Raw genomic sequence first — 24,581 nt, 5'->3', positions numbered from 1 at the left:
GAACCAGGCAGGGCAGAGAGAATCATGAGTGACCAGACGAGCGTGCCGGTAGCCTCCGGCGCGCTGCCTTCGGGCTTCACCGCGGCAGATTCGGCCGCGGACAACTTCGTGCAGGTCGTCGACGTCGTCAAGAAGTTTGGCGAAACGGCGGCCGTCAAGGGCGTCAACCTGTCGGTGAAGAAGGGTGAGCTGTTCGCGCTGCTCGGCAGCTCGGGCTGCGGCAAATCCACCTTGCTACGCATGCTCGCCGGTCTGGAGACGATTACCTCGGGCAAGATCCTGATCGACGGCGAAGATCTCGCGGCGCTGCCGCCGTACCGCCGGCCGGTCAACATGATGTTCCAGTCGTATGCGCTCTTTCCGCATATGACGGTGGAGTCCAATGTCGGCTTCGGACTGCGTCAGGAAGGCGTGAAGAAGGGCGAGCTCAAGGATCGCGTGGCCGCCGCGCTCGAGCTCGTGCAGATGTCGCGCTTCGCGAAGCGCAAGCCGCATCAGCTCTCGGGCGGCCAGCAGCAGCGCGTCGCGCTTGCGCGCTCGCTCGTGAAACGCCCCAAATTGCTGCTGCTCGACGAGCCGATGTCGGCGCTCGACAAGCAGATTCGCCAGCGCACGCAGATCGAGCTCGTCAATATTCTCGAGCGAGTGGGCGTCACCTGCATCATGGTCACGCACGACCAGGAAGAGGCGATGACGATGGCCAACCGCCTTGCCGTCATGAGCGAAGGCCAGATCGTGCAGCTCGGCGCGCCCAACGAAGTCTACGAATTTCCGAACAGCCGCTTCTCGGCGGAGTTCATCGGCTCGACGAACCTGTTCGATGGCAACGTGGTGGAAGACGAGCCTGATCACGTGTTCGTCGAATCGCCGGACCTGCCCGTGCGCCTCTACGTGAGCCACGGCATTACTGGCCCGCTCGGCATGCCCGTGACGATCTCGGTGCGCCCCGAGCGCATCGCGCTCACGCGCAAGCCGCCCGAGGGAACCTTCAACTGGGGCAAGGGCGTCGTCAAGAACATTGCTTACATGGGCGGATATTCGCTCTATCACGTCAAGCTCGATTCGGGCAAGACGGTGATCGCGAACATGTCGAGTCTCGCGCTCTCCGAGATCGATTCGCCCACCTGGGAAGACGAGGTCTACGTGCGCTGGAGCGCATCGGCCGGCGTGGTGCTGACCTCATGAGCGCGCTGACCTTCAAGCGCATCCTGAACTGGCCGGTGCAGCGCTTCAACCTGACCGGCCGCACCGCCGTGGTGGCTGGCCCGTTCTTCTGGCTGCTGCTGTTCTTCCTCGTGCCGTTCATCCTGGTGGTGAAGATCAGCTTCGCCGACCAGCAGCTCGGCATTCCGCCGTACACGGAGCTCACGACGTACGCCGAAGGCGTCTGGCACATCGCGCTGGATCTCTCGCACTACGCGTTCCTGTTCCAGGACAGCCTGTATTTCGCGACCTACGTGAATTCGGTGGTGGTGGCGGCCATCTCGACGCTGCTGTGTCTGCTGATCGGCTATCCGATGGCGTATTACATCGCGCGCTCGAACCCGGCCACGCGCAACATCCTCATGATGGCAGTGATGCTGCCGTTCTGGACGTCGTTCCTGATTCGCGTCTACGCGTGGATCGGCATCCTGAAGAACAACGGACTGCTCAATAATTTCCTGATGTCGACAGGCATCATCCATACACCCATCGAGCTCTATCACACGAACACCGCGGTCTATATCGGCATGGTGTATTCGTATCTGCCGTTTCTCGTGATGCCGCTCTACGCGCACCTCGTGAAGATGGACCTCACGCTGCTCGAAGCCGCCTACGACCTGGGCGCGAAACCGTGGCGCGCGTTCGTGGAGATCACGCTGCCGCTCTCGAAGAACGGCATCATCGCGGGCTGCCTGCTGGTGTTCATTCCGGCGGTGGGCGAGTACGTGATCCCTGAGCTGCTCGGCGGCGCGAACACGCTGATGATCGGCCGCGTCATGTGGAACGAGTTCTTCGACAACGCCGACTGGCCGATGGCCTCCGCCGTCACCTGCGCGATGGTCCTGCTGCTGCTCGTGCCGATGGCGCTATTCCAGCACTTCCAGGCAAAAGAGCTGGAGGGCCGCGGCAAATGAAACCGAATCGCGTTTTGATGTTCATCGCGCTCGGCATCGGCTTTGCGTTCCTCTATATTCCGATTCTCAGCCTGATCGTCTACTCGTTCAACGACTCGCAACTCGTGACCGTGTGGACGCGTTTCTCGACGCGCTGGTATCAAGCGCTCGCGACCGACGACGAACTCATCACCGCCGCGTGGCTGTCGCTGCGCATCGCGCTGATGACGGCGTTCGCCTCGGTGATCATCGGCACATGGGCGGGCTTCGTGCTCGCGCGCATGGGGCGCTTTCGCGGCTTCACGCTTTATACCGGCATGATCAACGCGCCGCTCGTGATTCCCGAAGTGATTCAGGGCATCTCGCTCTTGCTGCTGTTCGTGGAAATGGGCAAGCTGTTCGGCTGGCCGGCGGGGCGCGGCGTGTTCACGATCTGGATCGGCCACGTGATGCTCTGCATCTCCTATGTGGCCATCATCGTGCAGTCGCGCGTGCGCGAGCTCAATCCTTCGCTGGAAGAGGCTGCGCTCGACCTGGGGGCCACGCCGTTCAAGGTGTTCTTCCAGATCACGCTGCCGCTGATCTCGCAGGCGCTTGCGGCGGGCTGGCTGCTCTCGTTCACGCTCTCGATCGACGACCTCGTGCTCTCGGCGTTCCTCTCGGGCCCCGGCTCGACGACGCTGCCGCTCGTGGTGTTCTCGCGCGTGCGCCTCGGCCTGAACCCGGAGATGAATGCGCTCGCAACGCTCTTCATCCTCGTGGTGACGGCGGGTGTGATCGTCGGCAACTACTTCATGCAGCGCGCCGAGCGCAAGCGCATGGCGATGGCGGTCTGACGCGCTCGCAAGCGGGCGATTCCGTTGAGAACGGCGCGTGGGCTTCGGCTCGCGCGCCGTTTTGCGTTATCGGCCAGCTGGCACGCAAAGCTCAAAGCCGGTATCCCATGCGCAAGCCGCCCCAATGCCGCCCGTTCACGACGATGGGCGCGGAGGCGTCCTTCATCATCGCAAACTGGCCGCCGCCCATGTCGCGCCGGTAAGTCTGCAGCAGGAACGGCTTCGTATGCGAGCCTGCCGCGAGGCCGGTGCGGTCGTTGAAGATGCGCCGATTGCGGCAGTTCGCGGCGTTCCAGACCGGATCGCTGCCCTGAGGATGCGAGAACTTGCGGTTGTGCGTGGGAATGTAGCCGCGCGGATCGATCGCGACGCAAAACGCCACGCGCTCGTCGAGCGTGAGCAGCGGCTCGATGATGGCGGGCAGCACGCGGTCGGTGAACGCGGCGAAGCGCGTGACGTGCTGCTGCGGATGGGTATCGGGCACCGGCACGTAGACCTGGTCGAACAAGTCCGTCGCGGCGATCTCGCCGCGCGCGAGCGCCGCTTCGAACAGCTTGCCGACCTGCGCCGCCGCGCGCTGCACGGCCTCAATGAAGCGCGTATCGTCGGTCTGAACGCCGGTAGCCGCCGAGAGCTCGATCAGCGTTTCGGACACCGAAAGCAGCTTGCCGAGCTGGTCCTTGGCCTGCGCGAAATTGCGGCTCGAATCTTCCACGCCATTCGTCATCTGGCTCACCTGCGTTTCCAGGCCGTCGCATTTCGCTTCGATCTCGCCCGTGAGCTGCGCGATCTGCCCAGCGTGCGCATCGAGCTGCGTGATGGCGTCGCCGGTGCTGTGCACGGCCTCGCCGATGGTGTGCGTGCCCTCGCGCACGCGATGCGCGCGCTCAGTGTTGGCGGCGCCTTCCGCGCAGAGCCGTTCGGTCTGCTGAGTGAGCTGCGCGAGCGTCTGCTCGATCTGCCCGGTCGCCTGCGCGGTCTTGGCCGAGAGGTTCTTGACCTCGGCGGCGACGACGGCAAAGCTCTTGCCCATCTCGCCCGCGCGCGCGGCCTCGATGGCGGCGTTCAGCGCAAGCAGCTGGGTCTGCCGGGCGATCAGCGATATTTCCTCGGAGACCTTCGAGACGTGCGCGAGCGCGCTCTTCAGTGCGCCGATCTGGCTCTCGATGACGGTCACGCCCTCGACGAGGCCGTGGATATCGTCGAGCGACGCCTCGATGGTTTGCTGCGAGGCCTGCACGGTGGCGGCGGTGCCCGCGCTCAGTTCGCGCATGGCGCGTGCGGCTGTGGCGATTTGATGATTGCCGGCGAGGGTGTGTGCCGCCGACTCGCGCAGCGCGTGGCACACGCCGGCCTGGTGCTGCACGCGCTCGGCAACGGCGTCGACGTGTCCGGACACGTCGCAGATTTCGATGCCTAGCCGGCCCGCGTGCGCGGCGATATCGCCGACGATCGAAGCCGATTTCCCGGTGCGGCGGCGGCCGCGCCAGCCCATGCGCAAAACTGTCATCGGTTGTCTCCTTGCCCGGACCCCATGCAAAGCTGTCCGTGTGATTTTTTGTGTGACGTGTCGCGCCCGGTCGTCGCGCAGCGAGCGCGCGAGCGTCGGGATTTCAACGCGTTTACGGCAGGCCGCGCGGGGACTTTAGCGCGCCTGGGCATCGAGGGGCTATGATCGGGGAGTACGGGCCGGCAGCGAGCGACCGGTGGCATGCCATCAGGCGTGCAGCACCGCCCGCAGCGGGAACACGATGATTGAAGCATTAGTGAAGGAGGGCGCGATCGCAGCGCTCTGGCAACAGCTGATTCAGCTCTGGGAGCTGATTGTGATGGTCTGCCGCTTCCTCTGGGCGTTGCTCAAACTCTTGAGCGGCGCCTGAGTGCGAGGCCGCGCGGTGCGCAGCCGGGCTGCGGTGGACGGGGGCGGCGCGCTCATTGGAGCGCGTTGCATAGGGTTTGACGCCGTGCCCAGGGGCCAAGCGGCCCATGCGCGGACAACGACACAAGGGCACACGATGATCGACGATTCCACGCGGCGCTTCACTGACCGGGTCGCAGACTATGTGAAGTACCGGCCGACGTATCCGCGCGAAGTGGCGACCTTCGCGCACGTCGAATGCGGCGTCGCGCCGGGCGCCGCCGTGGCCGACATTGGCGCGGGCACCGGCATCTCCTCAAAGCTTTTTCTCGATGCGGGCCACCCGGTTGTGGCGGTCGAGCCAAACGCAGCGATGCGCGAGGCGGCAGACCGTTACCTCGCGGACTATGCGGGCTATCGCAGTGTGGCCGGCACCGCGGAGGACACGACGCTCGAAACCGCGAGCGTCGACCTCGTGACGGCGGCGCAAGCGTTCCACTGGTTCGAGAAGTCCGGCGCACGGCGCGAATTCGCGCGCATCCTCAAACCGCGCGGCAAGATCGTGTTGTTCTGGAATAGCCGGCTCGTGAAGGGCTCGGCGTTTCTCGAGGGCTACGAAGCGCTGCTGCGCGAATTCAGCACCGATTATGCAAGCGTGGCCGAGACTTATCCCGACGACGACGCCATGGCCGACTGGTTCGGCGACGGCTTCGAGCAGAAGACCGTGTTTCCGAACGCGCAACTGCTCGACTTCGACGGGCTGAGCGGGCGCCTCGCTTCGTCGTCGTACGCCCCCAAGCCCGGCGATGCGCGTCATGAGCCCATGCTCGCGGCGTTGCGCAAGCTCTTCGAGGCGTCACAGCGGGACGGCTGCGTGAACTTTGCCTACGAGACGCGCGTGTATGCGGGCAGGCCGGCGCCTCGCTAAAGTGTGGGCAGGCGTGGGCAATTAGCGCCCGAACTCGTAATCGCGCTCGCGCACACGACGCGTGCGGCGACGAAACGCGAACGTGAAGCCAGGCCAAAGCGACGTGACCTTGCCGCTACGGGTCTGGTAATAGCTGTGGCACCCCGAGGTCCATACAGTGCGTGCGAGTTGCGCCTGTAGCTTCGCGTTGAAGGCTTGCTGCACCTCCGGCCGCACGCTCATCGTGCGCGCGCGCCGGCGCCGCAGTGCACCGATGCACTCGGCGATATAGCGGACGTGCGACTCGATCATGTAGATCATCGAGTTGTGCCCGAGGCCCGTGTTCGGCCCGATGATGATGAAGAAGTTCGGAAAGCCCGCCACGCTTGCGCCGAGATAGGCCTCGGGGCCGTCGCGCCGCCATGCCTCGCCGAGATCGGCGCCGTTGATGCCCGTCACGCGAAACGGCGCATCCACATCGTTCACCTGGAAGCCGGTGCCGCAAACAATCGCATCGAATGCGCGATGCACGCCGTCTGCGGTGACGATGCCGTCGGCGACCACCTCGCGAATCGGCTCGGTCACGAGATCCACGTTTGGCTGCGCAAGCGCCGGAAAATAGTCGCTCGACAGCAGCACACGCTTGCAACCGAGCACATGCTCGGGCGTGAGCTTCGCGCGCAGCGTACGATCCTTCACCTTGTGCGCGAGATAGTTGCGCGCGAATTTCATCGGCGCGTTGAGCAGGCGCCGATCGACGATGAAGCCCAATGCGCGCGATTCGAGCTGGCAGTAAATCGCCGCGCGCGCGACGCGCTGCGCGAGCGGCACATGGCGATACACCCAGCGCCGTCGCGCGCCGATGGCGCGATCGCGGCGCGGCATGATCCACGGCGCCGTGCGCTGGAACACCGTGAGCTGTGCGACGCGCGGCTGGATTTGCGGCACGAACTGGATGGCGCTTGCACCGGTGCCGATCACGGCGACGCGCTTGCCGTCGAGCGCGTAATCGTGGTCCCAGCGCGCCGAATGAAAGAGCTTGCCCTCGAAGCGCTCGAGCCCGGCGACGGTGGGCAGGGCGGGGCGCGAGAGCGGGCCGTTCGCGGCGATCAGCAAATCGGCCTCGACCGTGTGCATGACGCCGTCGCGCTCGATCTCGATGAGCCACACGCTGCGTGCCGCGTCGAAGCGCGCGGCGCTCACGCGCGAGCGATAGTGAATATAGCGCTCGACATCGTACTTGTGCGCGCAGTGGCGCAGGTAGTCGAGAATCTCGCGCTGCGGCGCATAGGTGCGCGTCCAGTCGGGATTCGGCTCGAACGAAAATGAATAGAGGTGCGAAGGAATATCACAGGCGGCGCCGGGGTAGGCGTTGTCGCGCCAGGTGCCGCCGAAACTTTCGGCCGCTTCGTAGATCGTGAACGTGTCGATGCCCATGCGGCGCAGGCGGATCGCCATGCCGATGCCGGCAAAGCCGCTGCCGACGATGGCGATCCGCGGCGTGGCGTGCGCGGCGTTGGGCGTCTCTTGCCGCGGGGGGCGCGCGTGTGAGGTCATGTCTGAATGAATGCAATCGCAGCGTGGCAGAGGATGCTAAAGATGCAAAACGGGCTCCGCGAGGGAGCCCGTTGTTGCCTGGATGCGGCGGGTGAGTCGCCTCGGTGGACGCGTTCAGGTATTCCAGTCGTCCGAGCTGTCGTTGCTACCCATATCGACACCGCCACCCGAGCCGTCGTCCCAGTCGTTCGAGCCCTGGCCAAAGTCGACGCCGCCGCCGTTGCCGCCGTCACGCGGATTGCGCCGGCCTTCGTCGTCGATGATCACGTCGCGCTCGCGGCCCCGGTTGAGCGCTTCGCCGAGCAACACGCCGGTGAGCAGCCCACCCATGCCGCCCATGCCACCGCCGCCTTGCTGCACGATGACCTGCGGCTGCTGTTGCGGCGGATACTGCGGAGGATATTGCGGGTTATGCCCGAACGCGGCATCTGCCTCGCGCGCGTACGACGAGCCGCTGCCGTCATACGACGGCGCGGCGGCAGCCTGCGCGTTCGGATCGGGCCGGCCCTCGGCGCGCGCCTTGAGGCTCGCGAACTGGCGCTCGAGATCCTCGATCTGATACGGGGCCACCGGGTTCGTGCTGCCCGAGAGCGTTTCGACCACGCCGCGCAATTGCGTCTCGAAGCCTTCTACTTCCTTTTCGAGCGCTTCGTGGCCGGGCGCCGTCGAGAGCTTCAAGTCGAGCTTGAGCGAGCGCACGGCGTTGAGCAGGTCGGTGGCGCGCTTGAGCTGGTCGCGGCGGTCGTCTCCTGCCTTCGCGTCTTCCGTGGATTTCGCGCGGCGCAGCGTCCAGCGCAGCACGAGCGCGACGCCCACCAGCACGACGGCGATGCCGATCCACATGCCGATGCCGGGACCGTGCTTTTGCGGCACGGTCGCAGCGGCGAGCGCCGCCGGCGCCGCCGATTGCGACTGCTGTGCGAAGGGGTTGTTCGCGCGGTTCGTCGTGACGGCGCCTGCGCGCGTCGCGTCGGAGCGGATCTTCGCTTCGACTTGCGCAAAGCGCTGCGGCTGCGTGAAACGAATCTGCGGATCGAGCGACTTCGCCTGCTCGACCTGGGTGAGCGCGTCGGCGTAGCGGCCTTCGCGATTGAGCACCTGCGCATAGAGGTAATGCGCGCGCGCATTGTCGGGATGGGCCTGCAGGACTTGGGTGAGCCCAGCGTCAGCGCGTTGCCAGTCGCCTTGCGACATCGCGGATTCGATCTGCTGCACGCTCGGCACGGCGAACGCCAGGCCGCTCACGAGTGCGAGCGAAGCGAAAAGTGCGACAAGAAACTTTTTCATGTTGCAGGCCGGGCGGCTTGTCGCCCGTCTCCATGACATACGAAACGTGGATGCGGCGCGGGGCGCGCCGAAGCTGGCTGGCCGCGCCGCATCCGTTACGCCCGGCGCACTTACTGTGCCGGCGTATTGAGCTGCTTCTTCAGGGCTTCGAGGCGGTCGTCCACCGACGGGCCCTTGTTCAGCGCGGCGAGCTTGTCTTCGAGCGCCTTGCCGCTTGCCGTATCCGCCGAGTTGATGCGGGCGTCCGAGCGCGCGTTCGACAGGTTCACCTTGTCTTCGAGCTTCTGGAAATCCTCAGCAAGATTCTTGCCGCCGATACCGCCGAGCGCCGTGGCCGCCACGTCCTTCGCCTGGGCGATCTGCTGCTTCGCCTGCAGGATGTTCGAGCGCGCGTTCAGGTCGTTGCGGCGTGCGCGCATGTCGTCGATCTGCTGCTTCAGTTGATCGACCGACGGTTCGAGCTTGGCGAGCTCAACTGCGAGCGCATCGCGTTCGGCTTCGGCCGTGGACTGGGCGCCGAGCGCTTCGCGTGCGAGCGCTTCGTCGCCCGATTGCAGCGCGCGCTTGGCGCCGTCTTCATACTTCTTTGCCTTGTCCGCGGCCACGTCGCGCTTGCTTTGCTGCATCGCGACCTGCGCCTGGATCTCGACGAGCGAGTTCTCGGCCTTGCCGATGCTGTCGTCGAGTTCGCGCACGATCTGGCGCGCGTCGCGCGACGGGTCTTGCACGGAGTCGGCGGCGTCGTTCAAGAGACCCTTGACCGTGCGAGAGATAGAGTCGAAAAGCGACATGAATTCCTCCGGTGAAATAAGATCGGTCCCGCCGTTGTGCAGCGGGCCGCGATGCGCGTGTGCGGCGTTCGCGTTGCGTCGCGCAAGCGTTGCGGCGGACACGATCGGCACGCCTGGCAATCTCGCGTTTAGCTTACGCCGCTTTGTGCGAGCCGCGCATGCAGCGCGCAATTCGGGGCGCTTTTGCCAATTGCAACAGGCCAACGCCGCTAAATTAACCGTTGCGCCACACATCGGGCCGATTCGCTGGCCCTGGCGCATCGCTCGCGGATATTACACCACGGGGTCTCTTAAAAGGGACTTAAAGGCCATGCGGCTGCGGTGCGAACGGCGCGGCTCTCCGGCATCAGGCGAATTTGCCAGCATCGGGTGCGGGATCGTTGCGGTGCGCCTCTTTTTCCTCGTCGCGTGTGGCGTGCGCGAACGGTGTGCCGCCACGCGGCTGCAGCGGTTCGGCGTCTTCGCCATGCGCGTCCTCGGGGAGCGCGGCGCCAGCTTGCGCCTCGGCGTCCTCGGCCGCCTGAGCAGCTTCGCCGGACAGGCGGGCAACGGCCTGAGCCAGGTCGCGCACGGAGCTGCCGGTGTCCGGCTCAGTGCCGCTCGCGGGCAACGCGGCCGCGTTTTCGCTGCTTCCGGTGGGCAACGGCGCTACGGTCCCGGTGGCAAGAGGCACGGCCGCCTCACCATCCACTTGCGCATCTGCCGCCGCGGACTCCGCAGCAGCCGGCCGCAGCCCCGCCGCGCGCCCGGCGCGCAGCGGCCTTGCCGCCTTGCGCAGGACTTGCGCGAGGGCGTCGGGCGCGCGTGGCGCATTCAGCCGGTCGACGATGTTCGCCGCCTTCACCTGGTCGCTCGTCGCGCTAAAGGCGATCACGGCGCGGCGCATCAGCTCGCTGATGCTGATGCCGAGTTCATCGGCCGTGGCCGAGATCGCACGCTTTTGTGCGGGCGTGACGAAGACGACGATGCGTTCGCTGGGCTTGTTCATGATCGGCTGGCCGTTGGATCGGCTTCGAGTGAACCCGGATCCCGCACGCGTGCGACGGCGAATGGAGTCGTTCGTATTGGCCGGCGAGCAAGGCGAGCAGGGCGTGCAGTAACTTTTCCATCATATGACGTGACGCGCGATGCGCAACGCAAAGTTGCGCGTGTATCGCGCGCGCATGGCGCAACAATGTTCCAAACGTGAGCCTGAGCTGCATGCATTGCAGATCCGCGTCCCGATTTGCTTCGCCACTTTCTCCACGGAACGTACAGGTTGGCGCAAGGTGCCGTCACGCAGGGAGAAAAAAGAGGGTCGCAGACCTGTCCTCAAGAAACTCTTACAAAAAAAGCCCGACCGGCTGCGTACGAATTATTTAGAATGCGCTGTTACATTTCGCACGGGTGCTTCCCGCAGAGGCCTCATGCGAAAGGGTATTGAAAGAGTAACCTTGCGACGGCGCGCCGAACATGCGCGCCGCGTGGCCGGACGGGGGCGTTGCCGGTCACGCCAGGGCGCCGCGTTCAGGAATGCGGCGCTGTCACACGCCGCATTGGCGCCATGACGCCAGGATCGAGATCTATGCGCGCGAGCCGCGCGCAGCCGGGGGCGCAGAACGCACGCGCCAATCATTCCAGTCATGCCTATCATCAAACGACCGCCTTCCACGCCGCACTACCCGAACGACGATCGGGAACCCTCCTTCAACAATGGACGCCAGCCGCAGCGCCGCCCGGACTCGCGCAGCGAGCAGCCGCGTCGCCGCTCGTTTTTCGCGTCGATCATGCTCTGGTTTGCCGGCCTGATTGCCACGCTCTGCGTGGTGGGCGCGCTGATCGTCGGCTACGCGCTTGTCGTGATGGGGCCGCAGTTGCCCTCGCTCGATGCGCTCACCAACTATCAGCCCAAGGTGCCGCTGCGCATCTATACCGCCGATCACGTGATGATCGGCGAGTTCGGCGAAGAGCGGCGTCAGCTCGTGCGCTTCCAGGATATCCCCGACGTGCAGAAGAAAGCGGTGCTCGCCATCGAGGACTACCGTTTCTATGAGCACGGCGGCGTGGACTTTGTCGGCATCCTGCGCGCGGGCGTCGCCGACCTGATGCACGGCGGCGCATCGCAGGGCGCGAGCACGATCACGATGCAGGTCGCGCGCAACTTCTTCCTCTCGAGCGAGAAGACCTATACGCGCAAGATCTACGAGATGCTGCTGGCCTACAAGATCGAGCGTGCGCTCACGAAGGACCAGATCCTCGAGCTGTACATGAACCAGATTTATCTGGGGCAACGCGCCTATGGCTTTTCGGCCGCGGCGCGCGTGTACTTCGGCAAGGACCTGAAGGACATCACGCTCGCCGAGGCAGCGATGCTCGCGGGCCTGCCGAAGGCGCCGTCCGCCTATAACCCGATCGTCAATCCGAAGCGCGCGAAGATTCGCCAGGAGTACATCCTCAAGCGCATGCTCGATCTGAACTACATCACCCAGGCGCAATACGACGAGGCGATCAAGGAGCCGCTGCATACGCGCACCGCGGGCACCGAGTACAGCGTGCACGCGGAGTACGTCGCGGAAATGGTCCGCCAGATGATGTATTCGCAGTACAAGGACGAAACGTACACGCGCGGCCTCACGGTCACGACGACGATCGATTCCGCCGATCAGAACGCGGCCTACGCGGCGGTGCGCAAGGGCGTGATGGACTACGAGCGCCGCCACGGCTATCGCGGCCCCGAAGGCTTCGTGCAGTTGCCCGCCGCGGGCGACGACCGCGACCAGGCCATCGACGACGCGCTCACCGATCACCCCGATAACGGCGACATCGTCTCCGCCGTGGTCATCGACGCGAGCCCGAAGTCGGTCACCGCGCAGTTGCTCGACGGCACCCAGATCACCGTCACGGGCGACGGCCTGCGTTTCGTCGCAGGCGGTCTTTCGGCGCGCGCCTCGAACGCGTTGCGCATCAGGCAGGGCTCGATCGTGCGCCTGATCACGGACGCGAAGGGCAACTGGCAGATCACGCAGCTGCCGCAGGTCGAAGGCGCGCTCGTTTCGCTCACGCCGCAGGACGGCGCGATCCGCGCGCTCATTGGCGGCTTCGACTTCAACAAGAACAAGTTCAACCACGTCACGCAGGCGTGGCGCCAGCCGGGCTCGAGCTTCAAGCCGTTCATCTATTCGGCCTCGCTCGAGAAGGGTCTCGGGCCGGCCACCATGATCAACGACGCGCCGCTGTACTTCCCGCCCAGCACGCCGGGCGGCGACGCGTGGGAACCGAAGGACGACGACTACCCCGAAGGCCCGATGACGATGCGCCTCGCGCTGCAGAAGTCGAAGAACCTCGTGTCGATCCGCATCCTCTCGTATATCGGCACGAAGTACGCGCAGGACTACGTCACGCAACGTTTCGGCTTCGACGCGGACAAGACGCCGCCGTACCTGCCGATGGCGCTGGGCGCGGGCCTCGTCACGCCGCTGCAGTCGGCGGGCGCGTACAGCGTGTTCGCGAACGGCGGCTATCGCATCAACCCGTACCTGATCGCCGAAGTCGACGACGCGCACGGTCAGCCGATCCTGCGCGCCCAGCCGCTCGTGGCGGGCCAGAATGCGCCGCAGACGCTCTCGCCGCGCAACGCGTACGTGATGAACAGCCTGTTGCATTCGGTGGCGACGGCCGGCACGGGCGCGGGCACGAACGTCCTGCACCGCGACGACCTGCAGGGCAAGACCGGTACGACCAACGAGGCGCACGACGGCTGGTTCGCCGGCTATCAGCGCAACCTGGTGGCCGTGGCGTGGATGGGCTACGACCAGCCGAAGAGCCTCGGCAGCCGCGAGTTCGGCGCACAGCTCGCGCTGCCGATCTGGGTGGACTATATGAGCCGTGCCCTGCGCGGCATCCCGCAGGAAGAGCCGCAGATGCCGGAGGGACTCACGACGCTCGGTGGTGAGCTGTACTACTCCGATGCGACGCCGGGCGCCGGCTTCGTTTCGGCGATCGGCATGGAATCGGGCAACCCGGCCGGAGCGGCCAGCGACGCCAGCGGCGCGACCGGCAGCATGGGGACGGGCGGCCTGACGCCGAGCGTCACCTCGAGCGAGCGCAAGCAGATCATGGATCTGTTCGAGACGAACAAGCCTTGATGGACGCTCGCTGAACGATTCGGGCTGGCCGATATGCGCTGGCCCGTTCGGGCTGCCTGGCAAGCTAAACCTGCTTGCGCGGAGCCGCTCGTATCGAGGCCTTGAACGCGGCACACCGGCAACGGTGTGCCGCGTTTTGTTTGGGCGCGCCGTTTTCCTTGTGCGTCAAGGACTTGGGTGAGTTGCCCAGGGCTTTTCCACAGGGCCTTCAACAAAAATTGGGGATAACCCTTGCGCGAGCGCGATGCTCCGTTGTCCACAGTTTTTGTTGAAGGCCCTGTTGATAACGTCGGGAGAGCGAAGCTAACTCACTGATCCGCAAGGGCTTGCAAGCTCCGAAGCACCCCGAAGCACTTTCGGAGCACTTCAGAACGTATTGTCGTACTGCAAACCGATTGTTCGGCTGCGCGGCTCGCGCGAATAGATGAGAGCCCAATGCGCGAGCCAGGCCCCCGTGAGCGCGCCGAACGTATCGGCGAAGAGATCCTTGTACGAGAAGCCATCCGTGCGGCAGGTGCCGTCGAACGTCTGCTTCGCGAGCCCCGGCACCGTGCCGATCAACGTGCCGTAAATTATGGGATGGTCGGTGTCGCGCGTGAGCCAGCCGCCGAGCGCGCCAAACGGCACGGAAGCGCCGAAGTGCTCCAGTTTGTCGGTGTCCACCCAGCTGTCCGAAGTCATGAACCGGAAGCCGCCGCGCGAACCGGAGCAGTCAATGCCTGCATGCGCGGCGGCGCTGGCCACGAGCAGCACTGCGGCGCAAAGGCCGCGATTCGATACGAGTGCCATGATCGATGTCGTAGAGGTTGTGGTGCGCCGTTGCGTGTGTGGACTGCATGGGCAGCTCGAACACACAACGGTCGGTTTCCTGACGATGCGTTTGCGATTTATGTAGCAATCCGAATCAAACGGCGCTTGCTATCTCGATTTGCGACGCAGTGTAGCAGCTATATCTTGAAATTAGGGCTCAGATCTTTCCGACGGATTTAGGCGATCGAGGCCAGCGAAGGGGCAGCGGGAAGAGGCTGGGATGGCGTGCGCGCGGCGTATGCGTCGTTCTATTTTTCGCTCGCGCGCATCGGTGCCGAATGCGTGTTTTAGTCTCGCGCCGGTGTCGGCGCAGTCGTGGCGTTCTCGCCATTCGCAGCACGCGCTTGAGCGTCTGCAGCCGGGGCATCCGCGGCCGTCGGGGGCTGTCCCATCGCCTGCAACAGCGCAGCCGTATCCGAGAGCCGTGCGCCGCGATAGCGGACTTCGTCGAGCCGCGCATTGCGCCATTGCTGCTCGCTCTGGCGCACGGCGTAGTAGGGTACCGCGCCTAGCTGGTAGCGCGCATTCGTCTCCTCATAGACGCCTTGCGCGGTTTGCGCCGACGTGCTGGCCGCGTCGAGCGCCTGCGCGTCGTGCTCGAGCGCGGCGAGCCGGTCGGCGACGTCCTGGAACGCCGCGAGCACGGTCTGCTGGTACGAGGCGTTCGCCGCGTCGTACGACTGCAGCGCCGCGCGGCGCTGGGCGAGGAGTGCGCCGCCATGGAAGATCGGCTGCGTGAGCGAGGCGCCGATCGCCCATAGCGCGCCCACGCCGGAGGTCACCACGGGCCAGCTGAAGCCGCCCTGGCCGAGCGCTGCGGAAAGCGTAATGCTCGGGAACATCTGCGCCGTGGCCGCGCCCACCTCGGCGGAAGCGGCGACCAGCGCCGCGCCGGCGGCCTGGATGTCGGGCCGCGACTCGAGCAGCTCCGACGGCACGACGACGGGCACCTGCGCGGGCAGGGTGAGGCTCGCGAGGTCGAGATCGGGTGGTGCGGCGTCGGGCGTGCGGCCGAGCAGCACGGCGAGCGCGTGGCGCATCGCCGCGAGTTGCTTGCGCAGCCCGGGCAGGTTGAGCGCAAGCGAAGCCGCGCTTTGCTGCGCATTGAGCAGGTCGGTATGCGAGACCGCGCCCAGCGCGTAGCGCTTTTGCATGTCATCGGCCTGCGCGTTGGCAAGCGCGACGAGCCGCTCGGTCGTGTCGATCTGCGCATGCAGCGTGGCCGCGCCGAGCGCGCTCGCGACGATGTTTGCCGCGAGCGCGCGGCGCGCCGCCTCGTACTGGAATGCCTGTATGTTCACGCGCGCGGCGAGCGCGGCGTTGTTCAGGCGCGACGCGCCGAAAATGTCGAACGAGTAGCGCACCTGGACGAGGCCTGCGAACACGTCGTACTGCAGCTTGTCGATGCCGAGCTGCGGGACGCCCGGCGCGCGCTGGCGCTGCGCCGTGCCGAGCGCGTCGACGGTCGGCAGCATCGCGCTGCCGACCAGGCCGCGCAACTGCTCGCGCGCGGCCTGCAGGCTGTGATCGGCGGCGGCGAGATTCGGGTTCCTGGCGAGGCCTTCGTCGACGAGCGCATCGAGCTCGGGCGAGCCGTAGAGCGTCCACCATTGCGGCACCGGCTGCGCGCCCGTCACGAATCGCTGTGCGACGCCTTGCGCGGCGACGGTCTGCGCCGGCTGCGCCTCTACGCCATAGTGCGCGGGCTCGGGCATCGCGGGCGGCGCGCCGCCCGGTCCCCATGCACAGGCAGTCACGAGGAGCGCGCCAAGCGCGGCCGCGCACGTGCGCGGACTCGCTGGATTCGCCAGGTGTGGACGGCGTGTTTTCATCGGCGCGCGGGGGTTCATGATGCGTTCTCCGCATTGGGGCGGGGCGCGTCGGTTTCGCTGCTGCGCACGTGGAACGCGGCGGCATAGAGCGCGGGCAGGAAGAACAGCGTGAGCACGGTCGCGCTCGTGATGCCGCCCATGAGCGCGGTCGCCATCGGCCCGAAGAAGTTCGAGCGCACCAGCGGAATCAGCGCGAGCACGGCGGCAGCGGCGGTCAGCATGATCGGCCGGAAGCGCCGCACCGTTGCGCCGACCACGGCGTCGAAGCGTTTGTGTCCGGCGCGGATGTCGCTCTCGATCTGGTCCACGAGGATCACCGAATTGCGCATGATGATGCCGAACATGGCGATCACGCCTAGCATCGCGACGAAGCCGAACGGCTCGCCGAAGATGAGCAGCGCGATGGCCACGCCAATCAGGCCGAGCGGCGCGGTGAGCACGACCATCATGACGCGCGAGAGACTCTGCAACTGGATCATGAGCAGCGTGAGCACGGCGATCACGAGAACCGGCAGCTGCGCATAAATGGACGCCTGGCCCTTCACGCTTTGCTCGACCGAGCCGCCCACCTCGATGCGATAGCCCGTGGGCAGCGTCGCGCTGATCGGCTCGAGCTGCTTTTGCAGAGCATGTGTGACGTCGATGCCTTGTGCGCCCTCGCGCACGTCGGCCTGGACGGTAATGGTCGGCTGCCGGTCGCGCGACCAGATCACGCCGTACTCGAGCGTGTTCACGAGGTGTCCGATCGTGCCGAGCGGCACGGAGCCGTTCGGCGTGGGCATGGCGAGTGAGAGCATGCGGGCCGGGTCCACGCGTTCGCTGGACGGCGAGCGCAGATCCACGCTGATGAGCTTGTCGCGCTCGCGGTATTGGGTGACGGTGTAGCCGGAGTAGGTCATCTGCAGGAAATTCGCGACGTCCTGCGAGGAGATGTTGAGCGCTCGCGCCTTTTGCTGATCGATCTCGAAGTGCAGCGAGCGCTCGGCGGGCTCGTCCCAGTCGAAGTTGACGTTCTCGGTGCGCGGGTCGGCGCGCATGGCCGCGGCCACACGATCGGCAATGCTGCGCACGGTCGCGATGTCGTCGCCGCTCACGCGGAACTGCACGGGATAGCCTACCGGCGGCCCGTTTTCGAGGCGCGAAAGGCGCGTGCGCACAGCCGGGAAGTCGTTGCGCAACTTCGTTTCGAGCCAGCTCGCGAGTTTCTCGCGATCCTTCACGGACTTCGCGGTAATGACGAACTGCGCGAAATTCGGCTGCTGCAATTGCTGATCGAGCGGCAGATAGAAGCGCGGTGCGCCGGTGCCGACGAAGTCGATCGAATGGTCGATCTCGGGCCGGCCCTTCAGCGCCTGCTCGAGGCGCTTCGTTTCGCGCAGCGTGGCCTCGAACGAGCCGCCCTCGGGCAGGCGCACATCCACGAGCAGCTCGGGGCGGTCCGAGCTCGGGAAGAACTGCTGCGGAATCAGCGTGAAACTCGCGAGCGCGACAACGAACAGCACGACGGTGAGCGCGAGCACGACGATATGGCGCTCGATGCACCAGCCGACCCAGCGGCGCAGTTGGTGGTAGAAGCGCGTGTCGTAGATGTCCTCTTCGTGATGTTCACCGTGTTGCGCACCGGGATCCGGTTTGCGCTCGGGCAGCAGCCGGTAGCCGAGCAGCGGAATCAGCACGACGGCCGCGAACCACGAGGCGATCAGCGCGATCGCCGAGACCTGGAAGATCGAGCGCGTGTATTCGCCGGTGCTCGACTTCGCGAGCACGATGGGCAGGAAGCCCGCGACCGTGACGAGCGTGCCGGTGAGCATCGGGAACGCCGTGCTCGTGTACGCGAACGCGGCGGCGCGCGTGCGGTTCCAGCCCTGGGCGAGCTTCACGGCCATCATCTCCACGGAGATGATGGCGTCGTCCACGAGCAGGCCTAACGCGAGCACCAGCGTGCCGAGCGAGACCTTGTGCAGGCCGATGTCGAACAGATACATCACGAGCGAGGTCACGGCGAGCACGATCGGAATTGTGATCACGACCACCATGCCAGTGCGCACGCCGAGCGAGACGAGGCTCACGACGAGCACGATGCCCACGGCTTCGGCCACCGCCTCGACGAAGTCGTCGACCGAGCGGGAGACCGCGTCGGGCATGCTCGACACCTCCACGAGCTTCAGGCCCGCGGGCAGTTCGCGGCGCAGTTCGTCGGTGCGTTGGTCCAGCGCCTTGCCAAGGCGGATCACGTCGCCGCCGGACTGCATCGTGATGCCGATACCGAGCACGGCCTTGCCCTGGAAACGCATCTGCGTGGCGGGCGGATCGTCGTAGCCGCGCCGGATCGTGGCGATATCGCCCAGGCGAAAGCTACGCCCGTTCACGCTGATGAGCGTGTCCGCCAGCGCCTTGAGGTCGGTGAACTGGCCGCTCGGGCGCACGAATACGCGGTCGTCGGCAGTGGTGAGCGTGCCGGCCGCGGCGACGCTGTTCTGCGCGCCGATCACCTGGCCTATCTGCGTGGGCGAAATGCCGAGGCGCGTGAGTTGCGCATTCGGAATCTCCACGTAGATGCGCTGGTTGGGATCGCCGAAATAATCGACCTTGCCGACGTCCTTCACGCGCAACAATTCTTCGCGCAGGTTGTCGGCGTAGTCGTGCAGTTGCGCGGGCGAGAAGCCATCGCCTTCGAGCGTGTAGATGTTGGTGTAGACGTCGCCGAATTCGTCGTTGAAGAACGGGCCCTGCACGCCGGGCGGCAGCATCGGCTCGATGTCGCCCACTTTCTTGCGCACCTGGTACCAGGTCTGGCGCACCTCGCTCGCGGGCGCGGAATCCTTCATCGTGAAGAACACGAGCGATTCGCCGGGGCGCGAGTAGCTGCGCATGAAGTCGATATACGGCGTTTCCTGGAGCTTGCGGCCGATGCGCCTGGTGACTTCGTCCTCGACCTGGCGCGCGGTGGCGCCGGGCCAGAAGGTCTGGATCACCATCACGCGGAACGTGAAGGGCGGATCTTCGGACTGCGAAAGACGGGTATACGAAAGCGCGCCGAAAATCGTGGCAAGGGCGATCACGAACGTCACCAGCGCTTGATGGCGCAGCGCCCACGCCGAAAGATTGAAGCGCCCCTCTGCGTGATCGAAGCCCGGTTCCTGGTCACCGACCTGACTCATGACGCGAAATCCTCAGGATGCAGCGGTGCAATCGGGTGCACTTTCTCGCCAGCGGTGACCGTGTGCACGCCTTGCAACACGATGCGCTCGCCGTCCTTCAGGCCCTGCGTGACGGTGATCGTGCGCGCGTCGTAGCGCGAGACGCTCACGCGGCGCAGTTGCAGCACGTTGTCCGCGCCTTGAACGATCCACAGCGCGGGAGCGTTGCCGTCGTGAAAGAGCGCGGTGGCGGGTATCGTGAAGGTCCCGTTGTCCGCCTGCGTGGCATTGGCGGCGTTGCCCGCGAGCACGATGTTCGCGGTCATGCCGAGGCGCACGTCGGCGCCCGGCTGCTCGAGCGTGAGCTTCACGCGCCAGGTGCGGCTTTGCGGGTCGGCGGCCGCGGCCAGCTCGCGCACGGCTGCCGCATAGTGGCGGCCCGGCAGCGCGGGCAGGGTGACCTGCGCCGCGTCGCCGGTGTGCAGGGCGCCGATGGCGTTCTCGGGCAGGTCGCTCACGACGTCGACGTCGCCACTCCACGCGAGCTGGTAGACGGGCTGGCCGGACTGCACGTTCTGGCCGGTGTCGGCGTTCTCGGCGGTGATGATGCCGGCGTGATCGGCCACGAGCTGGGTGTAGCGGCGCTGATCCTGGGCGAGCGCGAGCTGCTGCTTCGCCTGGTCGCGCTGCGCCATGGCCGAAGCGTAGGCATCCTGGGTTTGCTCGAGCTGCGCGCGGGCGATGAGGTTGGCCTTGGCCTGGGCGGCATCGCGATCGAGCTGCTGCTCAGCGAATACAACGCGGTGCTGTGCCGCATCGTATTGCGCCTGCGCGCTCGCGGCATTCCTGTCGTAGTCGGCCGGGTCGAGGCGCGCGAGCACCTGGCTTGGCTTGACGGTGTCGCCAAGGTGCACGCTGCGCTCGACGATCTTGCCGTTCACGCGAAACGAGAGCGGGGTGGCATAGCGTGCCTGCACGGTGCCGGGCCAGCTGGCTGTCGCACCGTGACCATCGGGATGGACGGTCATCGAGACAACGGGGCGCGGCGAGGGCGCCGCTTCCGGCTTCTTCCCGCAGGCGCCGAGACCGGCGAGCGCGCAGAGCGCGATCAACGAGACAGCCGGGCCAACCGGGCCCATGAGGCGCGCCAGACCGCGCTGGGCCATTTGCCGGACGGACGGGATGGACTGGACGGGTTCGACGAACCCACTGCACTGACTACGCATCCTGCTCGATGCGCCGCGACCGCAACGATTCACATGGACCTCGACATGCCTGGAATGCATGCGCACAGGCCCCGTGCGCCGTGCTGGCTTGATGCTTGCCGGATTGACCGGGATGGCCGGGTTGACCTGTTACGCGCCCTTGCTGAGTCCGTGCGTGCGTGGCGCGCTTCGATGTCGCTTGCCTCGCACTGCGGCCAGTCTCAGATGATTCGATGCATTCTAATGCAATGCTGTATCTGAATACAGATTTGAATCTGAGGAAGCATTCGGTGCTGGATTCACGCTACTATCGCGCTATCCCAATTCCTGCCGGCTCCCCTTCTCCCATGACGCGCCAGCCCACCAAGCGCACCCGACTCACCCGCGAGCAAAGCCGCGGCCAGACGCGCGAGCGTCTGCTCGACGCCGCGCAGGCCATGTTCATGAGGAAGGGTTTCGTCGGCGCGAGCGTGGAGGACATTGCTCAGGCGGCGGGCTATACGCGCGGGGCGTTCTATTCGAACTTCAGCGGCAAGTCGGAGCTGCTGGTGGAATTGCTGCGGCGCGATCACGAAGCGGTGCAAGCCGACCTGCGCGCGATCTTCACGGCGCATACGTCGCGCGAAGACATGGAGGCCCGCGTGCTCACCTACTACAGCCGTTTGCCGCAGGACAACAAGGCGTTCTTGCTGTGGGTCGAGGCCAAGCTGCTCGCGGCGCGCGACGCGCGCTTTCGCACGCTCTTCAACGCGTTCATGAAGGACAAGCGAGATCAACTGGCCGCCTGTATCGAGGAATTTTCGGCGCGCGTGGGTACGCCGCTCACGCTCGCGTCCGAGCTCCTCGTGATCGGTCTGATCGGCTTGTGCGACGGTGTGCAGTTTCTCGCCGCAGCCGATCCGCAGCACATTACGCCGCCAGTTGTTGAAGAAGTGCTTGGCCGCTTCTTTGCGCGCGTGGTGTTCGGGCGCGACGCCTGACCCGTGCGCGCAACGGGCCTCAGATACCGAGGCCAGGGCTGTAATTGCTGCCGATCAGGCGCGTGACCGAGGCCACGTCGCAATAGTCCTGCTCGGGCAGGCCGTCGAGGATCGCCAGCACCTCGTTGCTCGCACCGGCGGCGCGAGCGGCCTCCACAAGCTCGTCCTTGTTCGCGGGCCAGCGCACTTCGCGCAGCACGTCGGAGAACTGGAGATCGATCGGCTCGTCGGGGATGGGTGTGGCGGACATGCGCAAGATCCTTTGCACGGTGGGGGGCGGACGAGCGGGAGCGCGGGATGGAGATCTCGTCAGCCTGAACGGCGTCGCGGATCAAGCATACACAATCCTTGCCGCGCGCCGCCGCTGGGTGTGCGTGGCACGGGGGGCGCTCACGCCGGCCTCGCGCGGCCCCTGACACGCGCGCATGGCGCAGCCAGCAACGCCGCAATGCCTGAGCGGGCGGGCGCGCCAAGGCGCGCTATCGCACAGGCAGGGACTGCGTGCGGGGCAGCGCAGCGGCGTCTAGGTTTGCTGATGCAGCACGGGTACCAGCGTCTGGTCCAGGCGATGCGATTTCGGCAGTGCCAGATATTCCCAATGCTGGTTGCCCGTTGCCGTAACGGGGACATCGGGCGCGGGCGGTGCCACGGGGGCGTCATCCATCGGCGAGCGCACGGACGGCGCGTAGGCGGGGGCACTCGCGCGGTCAAGCTGGGCGTCCTGGGTGCGCACGGGTGCGGCAAAGCACGAGGCAGACAACAGCACGGTGGTCATCAGTGTCGAGGTTTTCATCGCTCGACCTCCTTTCCTCATGCGGCCCGAGGGTCGCAGCAAGTGCCGTGCCGTGACGGTCAGGCTGACCGGCGCGGCACAGCGGCCGCGGTTCGGGGGCAGGGCCTCCAGCGCGGCACGCCGCGGCGTGCGCGGTCTGGACGGCGCCCCGACGAGATGGGAGACACCGCCCACCGGTGTGTACACGCAAGCGGTGGTTCCATAATGGCAGCAAATGCGTCGATTAGTCTCGAACGCGCGTGCTTTTTTGATCTTGCTCGATCTTGTTCGCCAAGCAGCCTTGGCGTCATGGTAATAATGCATATTTGCATTACAATGTATCTGTAATCGATGGAGGCAAGGTGATGAGTACATTGACTGTCACAGAGCGGGGCCAGGTAACGTTCCGGAAAGACGTCTTGCAGCACCTGGGCATCAAGCCTGGCGAGAAGATCGAGCTGAATCTACTGCCTGATGGCCGGGCCGAGTTGAGGGCAGCGCAACCGAAAGGCTCGTTCCAGGATCTTCGGGGCATTCTCAAAGGCAAGACGAATGGTGCCCGATTGAGCATCGAGGAAATCAATGATGCGATAGCGCAAGCGGGCGCAGCAGCCGGCGCGGGTAACCGATGAAAGTAGCCGCCGATACGAATGTCCTGCTGCGCGCCATTGTTGACGATGATGAAGCACAAACAACGCGCGCCATCGAACTGCTGGAAACGGCCGACATGGTAGCGGTGAGCCTGCAAACGCTTTGCGAGCTGGTGTGGGTACTGCGCAGCCGATACGATGCCGCTCGCGCAGACGTTGCGGACGCGCTTCGCTCCCTGTTGAACACACGCAATGTCGTGGTCAACCGGCCGGCCGCCGAGGCCGGCCTTGCCTTGCTCGATGCAGGGGGGGATTTTGCCGATGGCGTCATTGCCTATGACGGCACCTGGCTCGGTGCGGAAACCTTCGTTTCCTTCGACAAGAAGGCTGTGTCTCTGCTAACGAAGCAGGGGCACGCCGCACGCTTGCTCTAACTCTAGCGCAGCGCCTCGAAGCGCGTCCACGGCCACGAAGGGCGGTCGCGCATATAGCCGTTCAGCCAGTTCCACTGCGCATGACGCTCCATGAACGCCTGGGCGTCGAACGGCCGCCCGCAGGGATGCCCCCAGCGCGCCCAGAACGCGAGATCGCGCGCCATCTCGCTGTCCGCGACCTTGCCGTCGTTCGCGCCCCACGGATTGAAGGGCCCATGATCGGGGCCGGCGAAGCGCGCGTCGTCGAGTTCGAGATGGCCGCAGATCGTGCGCGAGCACGGGTTGTCGTCGCGTTCGAGATAGACGTCGTGGTGGTCGGCGATGATGGCTTTCGCAAGCTCGACGTCGATCTTCCCGTGATGTAGCTCGGCGAGCTGCATGAAGCGCAGACGGCGCGCGCCGTTGCGGCGCACGTCGGTATAGTCGTCGCCTTCGCCCACGCATTCCTGATTGCGGATCTTCAGGTCGCTCGCCGCGTTGAAGCCGCTCAAGAAGCCGTCCTGCGTGCTCTCGAAGCCAGCGTGCTGCAGGCCCAGTTCGTAGCGCGCAATCTCACCGGTCTTCACGTCGCCGAGCAGCCAGCTGTTCGCGTAGCCGCCGTTGTTGTCGAGCGCGAACATTTCGCACCATTCGCCGATGCTGGACGCGTATTGCGTCGCGCGCCGCGAGCGGTAGAACTCGGGGGCGCCCCCTGCACGATAGCCGACGAAATTCGAAATCGTCGTTTCGGTGACCATCAGGCCGGCCGCGTTGATCCAGAAGTCGGTGAGGCTAGAGATGCAGCCCGGCAGCCCTTGCATGAGGATGCGGTGCCCGGACCCGGGCACGATGTCGAAGACCACGTTGAAGGCGTCGCCGGCCGCGTAGCGGTCCCACGAGTTGTGCGCCATGACGATGCGCCCGTCGTGCGTGGCGCCGCCCGTCGCGATGAAGGCGCTGCAGTGGTGGCCGCGCCGCCCGCGCCACAGGCGCACGGCCTGGTGTGGCGATTGCGCCGCAGCGTGGGTTGGCCACCAGCCTTGCAGCAGATCCATGTAGCCGTTCCACGCGAGCAGCTCGCTGAACGGCAGCTTCGCACCGTCGGCGATGCCCTGGATTTCGCTGGCGAATTCAATGTCGAGGCGCGGCATGAATTGCGCGATCGCCGCATGGACGAAGGTGTCGAATTCTTCGCCCGTGTCCCATTTCGCGAGGTAGCGCGCCGTGCGGATGGCGCTGCGGATTTCGTTGGCCAGCAGCTTGCCGTGCTGCTCGCCGCGCTCGTATGGTTCGCCTTCGAGGTGCACGAAGATCCACCCCGCGTGGTTGCGGCGCACAGCGTCGAGAGAGGGTTCGCTCATCGTCGCTCCGGTGGCTCGGTGC

21 protein-coding genes are annotated in these 24,581 nt (G+C 65.7%); 9 read left to right on the top strand and 12 right to left on the bottom strand.

Features of this window, described 5'->3' with window-relative positions; translation table 11 throughout:
* The first annotated feature begins 21 nt into the window (after nt 1–21).
* The 3 genes from EYW47_RS07330 to EYW47_RS07320 are packed head-to-tail and all read left to right on the top strand — an operon-like array spanning nt 22 to nt 2,932.
* Nucleotides 22–1,185, top strand: coding sequence for an ABC transporter ATP-binding protein (locus tag EYW47_RS07330; RefSeq protein ID WP_377784936.1), 1,164 nt, complete (start codon nt 22–24; stop codon nt 1,183–1,185).
* Nucleotides 1,182–2,117: an ABC transporter permease subunit gene (locus EYW47_RS07325; RefSeq protein ID WP_133194163.1), complete on the top strand. Its 936-nt coding sequence runs from the start codon at nt 1,182–1,184 to the stop codon at nt 2,115–2,117. The genes EYW47_RS07330 and EYW47_RS07325 overlap by 4 nt, the downstream gene beginning before the upstream one ends.
* Nucleotides 2,114–2,932, top strand: coding sequence for an ABC transporter permease subunit (locus EYW47_RS07320; protein ID WP_133194162.1), 819 nt, complete (start codon nt 2,114–2,116; stop codon nt 2,930–2,932). Before EYW47_RS07325 ends, EYW47_RS07320 begins: the two co-directional genes overlap by 4 nt.
* Nucleotides 2,933–3,023: 91 nt before the next feature.
* Here the strand turns inward: EYW47_RS07320 and EYW47_RS07315 are convergent, their stop codons facing one another.
* Nucleotides 3,024–4,442, bottom strand: coding sequence for a methyl-accepting chemotaxis protein (locus tag EYW47_RS07315; protein ID WP_240763577.1), 1,419 nt, complete (start codon nt 4,440–4,442; stop codon nt 3,024–3,026).
* Nucleotides 4,443–4,683: 241 nt separating this feature from the next.
* Between EYW47_RS07315 and EYW47_RS42405 the strand changes: the two genes are divergently transcribed.
* Nucleotides 4,684–4,812 carry a hypothetical protein gene (locus tag EYW47_RS42405; protein ID WP_256377750.1) on the top strand — a complete coding sequence of 43 codons (129 nt, stop codon included), beginning with the start codon at nt 4,684–4,686 and terminating at the stop codon, nt 4,810–4,812.
* A gap of 135 nt (nt 4,813–4,947) precedes the next feature.
* A complete protein-coding gene (locus tag EYW47_RS07310) occupies nt 4,948–5,718 on the top strand; it encodes a class I SAM-dependent methyltransferase (RefSeq protein ID WP_133194161.1) in 771 nt (256 codons plus the stop codon).
* Nucleotides 5,719–5,739: 21 nt separating this feature from the next.
* Here the strand turns inward: EYW47_RS07310 and EYW47_RS07305 are convergent, their stop codons facing one another.
* The 4 genes from EYW47_RS07305 to EYW47_RS07290 all read right to left on the bottom strand — a co-directional run bounded on the left by EYW47_RS07305 (nt 5,740) and on the right by EYW47_RS07290 (nt 10,320).
* Nucleotides 5,740–7,254 (bottom strand): flavin-containing monooxygenase, encoded by a 1,515-nt coding sequence (locus EYW47_RS07305; protein ID WP_133194160.1) that lies wholly within the window; start codon nt 7,252–7,254, stop codon nt 5,740–5,742.
* A 114-nt stretch (nt 7,255–7,368) separates the two neighbouring features.
* Complete coding sequence (locus EYW47_RS07300) at nt 7,369–8,541, bottom strand: tetratricopeptide repeat protein (protein WP_133194159.1); 1,173 nt, start codon at nt 8,539–8,541, stop codon at nt 7,369–7,371.
* Nucleotides 8,542–8,651: 110 nt separating this feature from the next.
* The gene (locus EYW47_RS07295) at nt 8,652–9,332 is read right to left on the bottom strand and encodes a PspA/IM30 family protein (RefSeq protein ID WP_133194158.1); all 681 of its coding nucleotides are present in this window, start codon (nt 9,330–9,332) and stop codon (nt 8,652–8,654) included.
* Nucleotides 9,333–9,678: 346 nt separating this feature from the next.
* Nucleotides 9,679–10,320 (bottom strand): hypothetical protein, encoded by a 642-nt coding sequence (locus EYW47_RS07290; RefSeq protein WP_133194157.1) that lies wholly within the window; start codon nt 10,318–10,320, stop codon nt 9,679–9,681.
* Nucleotides 10,321–10,954: 634 nt separating this feature from the next.
* On the opposite strand from EYW47_RS07290, the gene EYW47_RS07285 reads away from it, so the two are divergent.
* Nucleotides 10,955–13,456, top strand: a complete 2,502-nt coding sequence (locus EYW47_RS07285; RefSeq protein ID WP_133194156.1) for a penicillin-binding protein 1A — start codon at nt 10,955–10,957, stop codon at nt 13,454–13,456.
* 366 nt (nt 13,457–13,822) lie between these two features.
* Here EYW47_RS07285 and EYW47_RS07280 read toward each other — a convergent pair whose 3' ends face one another.
* The 4 genes from EYW47_RS07280 to EYW47_RS07265 all read right to left on the bottom strand — a co-directional run bounded on the left by EYW47_RS07280 (nt 13,823) and on the right by EYW47_RS07265 (nt 20,377).
* Nucleotides 13,823–14,245: a YfiM family lipoprotein gene (locus EYW47_RS07280; RefSeq protein WP_133194155.1), complete on the bottom strand. Its 423-nt coding sequence runs from the start codon at nt 14,243–14,245 to the stop codon at nt 13,823–13,825.
* A 308-nt stretch (nt 14,246–14,553) separates the two neighbouring features.
* Nucleotides 14,554–16,116 (bottom strand): efflux transporter outer membrane subunit, encoded by a 1,563-nt coding sequence (locus EYW47_RS07275; RefSeq protein WP_377784888.1) that lies wholly within the window; start codon nt 16,114–16,116, stop codon nt 14,554–14,556.
* Entirely contained in the window at nt 16,113–19,259 is a 3,147-nt protein-coding gene (locus EYW47_RS07270) for an efflux RND transporter permease subunit (RefSeq protein WP_133194154.1), read from the bottom strand. The genes EYW47_RS07275 and EYW47_RS07270 overlap by 4 nt, the downstream gene beginning before the upstream one ends.
* Entirely contained in the window at nt 19,256–20,377 is a 1,122-nt protein-coding gene (locus EYW47_RS07265) for an efflux RND transporter periplasmic adaptor subunit (RefSeq protein WP_240763576.1), read from the bottom strand. Before EYW47_RS07265 ends, EYW47_RS07270 begins: the two co-directional genes overlap by 4 nt.
* Nucleotides 20,378–20,790: 413 nt before the next feature.
* Between EYW47_RS07265 and EYW47_RS07260 the strand changes: the two genes are divergently transcribed.
* Nucleotides 20,791–21,423, top strand: coding sequence for a TetR/AcrR family transcriptional regulator (locus EYW47_RS07260; RefSeq protein ID WP_133194152.1), 633 nt, complete (start codon nt 20,791–20,793; stop codon nt 21,421–21,423).
* Between the two features lie 19 nt (nt 21,424–21,442).
* Here the strand turns inward: EYW47_RS07260 and EYW47_RS07255 are convergent, their stop codons facing one another.
* Nucleotides 21,443–21,673 (bottom strand): DUF2795 domain-containing protein, encoded by a 231-nt coding sequence (locus EYW47_RS07255; RefSeq protein WP_133194151.1) that lies wholly within the window; start codon nt 21,671–21,673, stop codon nt 21,443–21,445.
* Nucleotides 21,674–21,946: 273 nt separating this feature from the next.
* Complete coding sequence (locus EYW47_RS07250) at nt 21,947–22,216, bottom strand: hypothetical protein (RefSeq protein WP_133194150.1); 270 nt, start codon at nt 22,214–22,216, stop codon at nt 21,947–21,949.
* A 344-nt stretch (nt 22,217–22,560) separates the two neighbouring features.
* Between EYW47_RS07250 and EYW47_RS07245 the strand changes: the two genes are divergently transcribed.
* Nucleotides 22,561–22,827 carry an AbrB/MazE/SpoVT family DNA-binding domain-containing protein gene (locus EYW47_RS07245; RefSeq protein WP_133194149.1) on the top strand — a complete coding sequence of 89 codons (267 nt, stop codon included), beginning with the start codon at nt 22,561–22,563 and terminating at the stop codon, nt 22,825–22,827.
* The gene (locus tag EYW47_RS07240; RefSeq protein WP_133194148.1) at nt 22,824–23,219 is read left to right on the top strand and encodes a type II toxin-antitoxin system VapC family toxin; all 396 of its coding nucleotides are present in this window, start codon (nt 22,824–22,826) and stop codon (nt 23,217–23,219) included. Before EYW47_RS07245 ends, EYW47_RS07240 begins: the two co-directional genes overlap by 4 nt.
* A gap of 2 nt (nt 23,220–23,221) precedes the next feature.
* On the opposite strand, the gene EYW47_RS07235 is transcribed toward EYW47_RS07240, so the two are convergent.
* Nucleotides 23,222–24,559, bottom strand: a complete 1,338-nt coding sequence (locus tag EYW47_RS07235; protein ID WP_133194147.1) for a C45 family autoproteolytic acyltransferase/hydrolase — start codon at nt 24,557–24,559, stop codon at nt 23,222–23,224.
* Nucleotides 24,560–24,581 lie beyond the last annotated feature (22 nt).

The sequence above is a fragment of the Paraburkholderia silviterrae genome (assembly GCF_004353915.1).
In the GTDB taxonomy this organism is placed as follows: domain Bacteria; phylum Pseudomonadota; class Gammaproteobacteria; order Burkholderiales; family Burkholderiaceae; genus Paraburkholderia; species Paraburkholderia silviterrae.
Note: the sequence above shows the minus strand (reverse complement) of the source record. Positions and strands in the feature narration are given on the sequence as shown.

Excerpts from the sequence above, each read along its gene's own strand:
- EYW47_RS07325 (WP_133194163.1), top strand. The coding sequence starts at position 1,182 with ATGAGCGCGCTGACCTTCAAGCGCATCCTGAACTGGCCGGTGCAGCGC.
- EYW47_RS07320 (WP_133194162.1), top strand. The coding sequence starts at position 2,114 with ATGAAACCGAATCGCGTTTTGATGTTCATCGCGCTCGGCATCGGCTTT.
- EYW47_RS07315 (WP_240763577.1), bottom strand. The coding sequence starts at position 4,442 with ATGACAGTTTTGCGCATGGGCTGGCGCGGCCGCCGCCGCACCGGGAAA.
- EYW47_RS42405 (WP_256377750.1), top strand. The coding sequence starts at position 4,684 with ATGATTGAAGCATTAGTGAAGGAGGGCGCGATCGCAGCGCTCTGGCAA.
- EYW47_RS07310 (WP_133194161.1), top strand. The coding sequence starts at position 4,948 with ATGATCGACGATTCCACGCGGCGCTTCACTGACCGGGTCGCAGACTAT.
- EYW47_RS07305 (WP_133194160.1), bottom strand. The coding sequence starts at position 7,254 with ATGACCTCACACGCGCGCCCCCCGCGGCAAGAGACGCCCAACGCCGCG.
- EYW47_RS07300 (WP_133194159.1), bottom strand. The coding sequence starts at position 8,541 with ATGAAAAAGTTTCTTGTCGCACTTTTCGCTTCGCTCGCACTCGTGAGC.
- EYW47_RS07295 (WP_133194158.1), bottom strand. The coding sequence starts at position 9,332 with ATGTCGCTTTTCGACTCTATCTCTCGCACGGTCAAGGGTCTCTTGAAC.
- EYW47_RS07290 (WP_133194157.1), bottom strand. The coding sequence starts at position 10,320 with ATGAACAAGCCCAGCGAACGCATCGTCGTCTTCGTCACGCCCGCACAA.
- EYW47_RS07285 (WP_133194156.1), top strand. The coding sequence starts at position 10,955 with ATGCCTATCATCAAACGACCGCCTTCCACGCCGCACTACCCGAACGAC.
- EYW47_RS07280 (WP_133194155.1), bottom strand. The coding sequence starts at position 14,245 with ATGGCACTCGTATCGAATCGCGGCCTTTGCGCCGCAGTGCTGCTCGTG.
- EYW47_RS07275 (WP_377784888.1), bottom strand. The coding sequence starts at position 16,116 with ATGAACCCCCGCGCGCCGATGAAAACACGCCGTCCACACCTGGCGAAT.
- EYW47_RS07270 (WP_133194154.1), bottom strand. The coding sequence starts at position 19,259 with ATGAGTCAGGTCGGTGACCAGGAACCGGGCTTCGATCACGCAGAGGGG.
- EYW47_RS07265 (WP_240763576.1), bottom strand. The coding sequence starts at position 20,377 with ATGGGCCCGGTTGGCCCGGCTGTCTCGTTGATCGCGCTCTGCGCGCTC.
- EYW47_RS07260 (WP_133194152.1), top strand. The coding sequence starts at position 20,791 with ATGACGCGCCAGCCCACCAAGCGCACCCGACTCACCCGCGAGCAAAGC.
- EYW47_RS07255 (WP_133194151.1), bottom strand. The coding sequence starts at position 21,673 with ATGTCCGCCACACCCATCCCCGACGAGCCGATCGATCTCCAGTTCTCC.
- EYW47_RS07250 (WP_133194150.1), bottom strand. The coding sequence starts at position 22,216 with ATGAAAACCTCGACACTGATGACCACCGTGCTGTTGTCTGCCTCGTGC.
- EYW47_RS07245 (WP_133194149.1), top strand. The coding sequence starts at position 22,561 with ATGAGTACATTGACTGTCACAGAGCGGGGCCAGGTAACGTTCCGGAAA.
- EYW47_RS07240 (WP_133194148.1), top strand. The coding sequence starts at position 22,824 with ATGAAAGTAGCCGCCGATACGAATGTCCTGCTGCGCGCCATTGTTGAC.
- EYW47_RS07235 (WP_133194147.1), bottom strand. The coding sequence starts at position 24,559 with ATGAGCGAACCCTCTCTCGACGCTGTGCGCCGCAACCACGCGGGGTGG.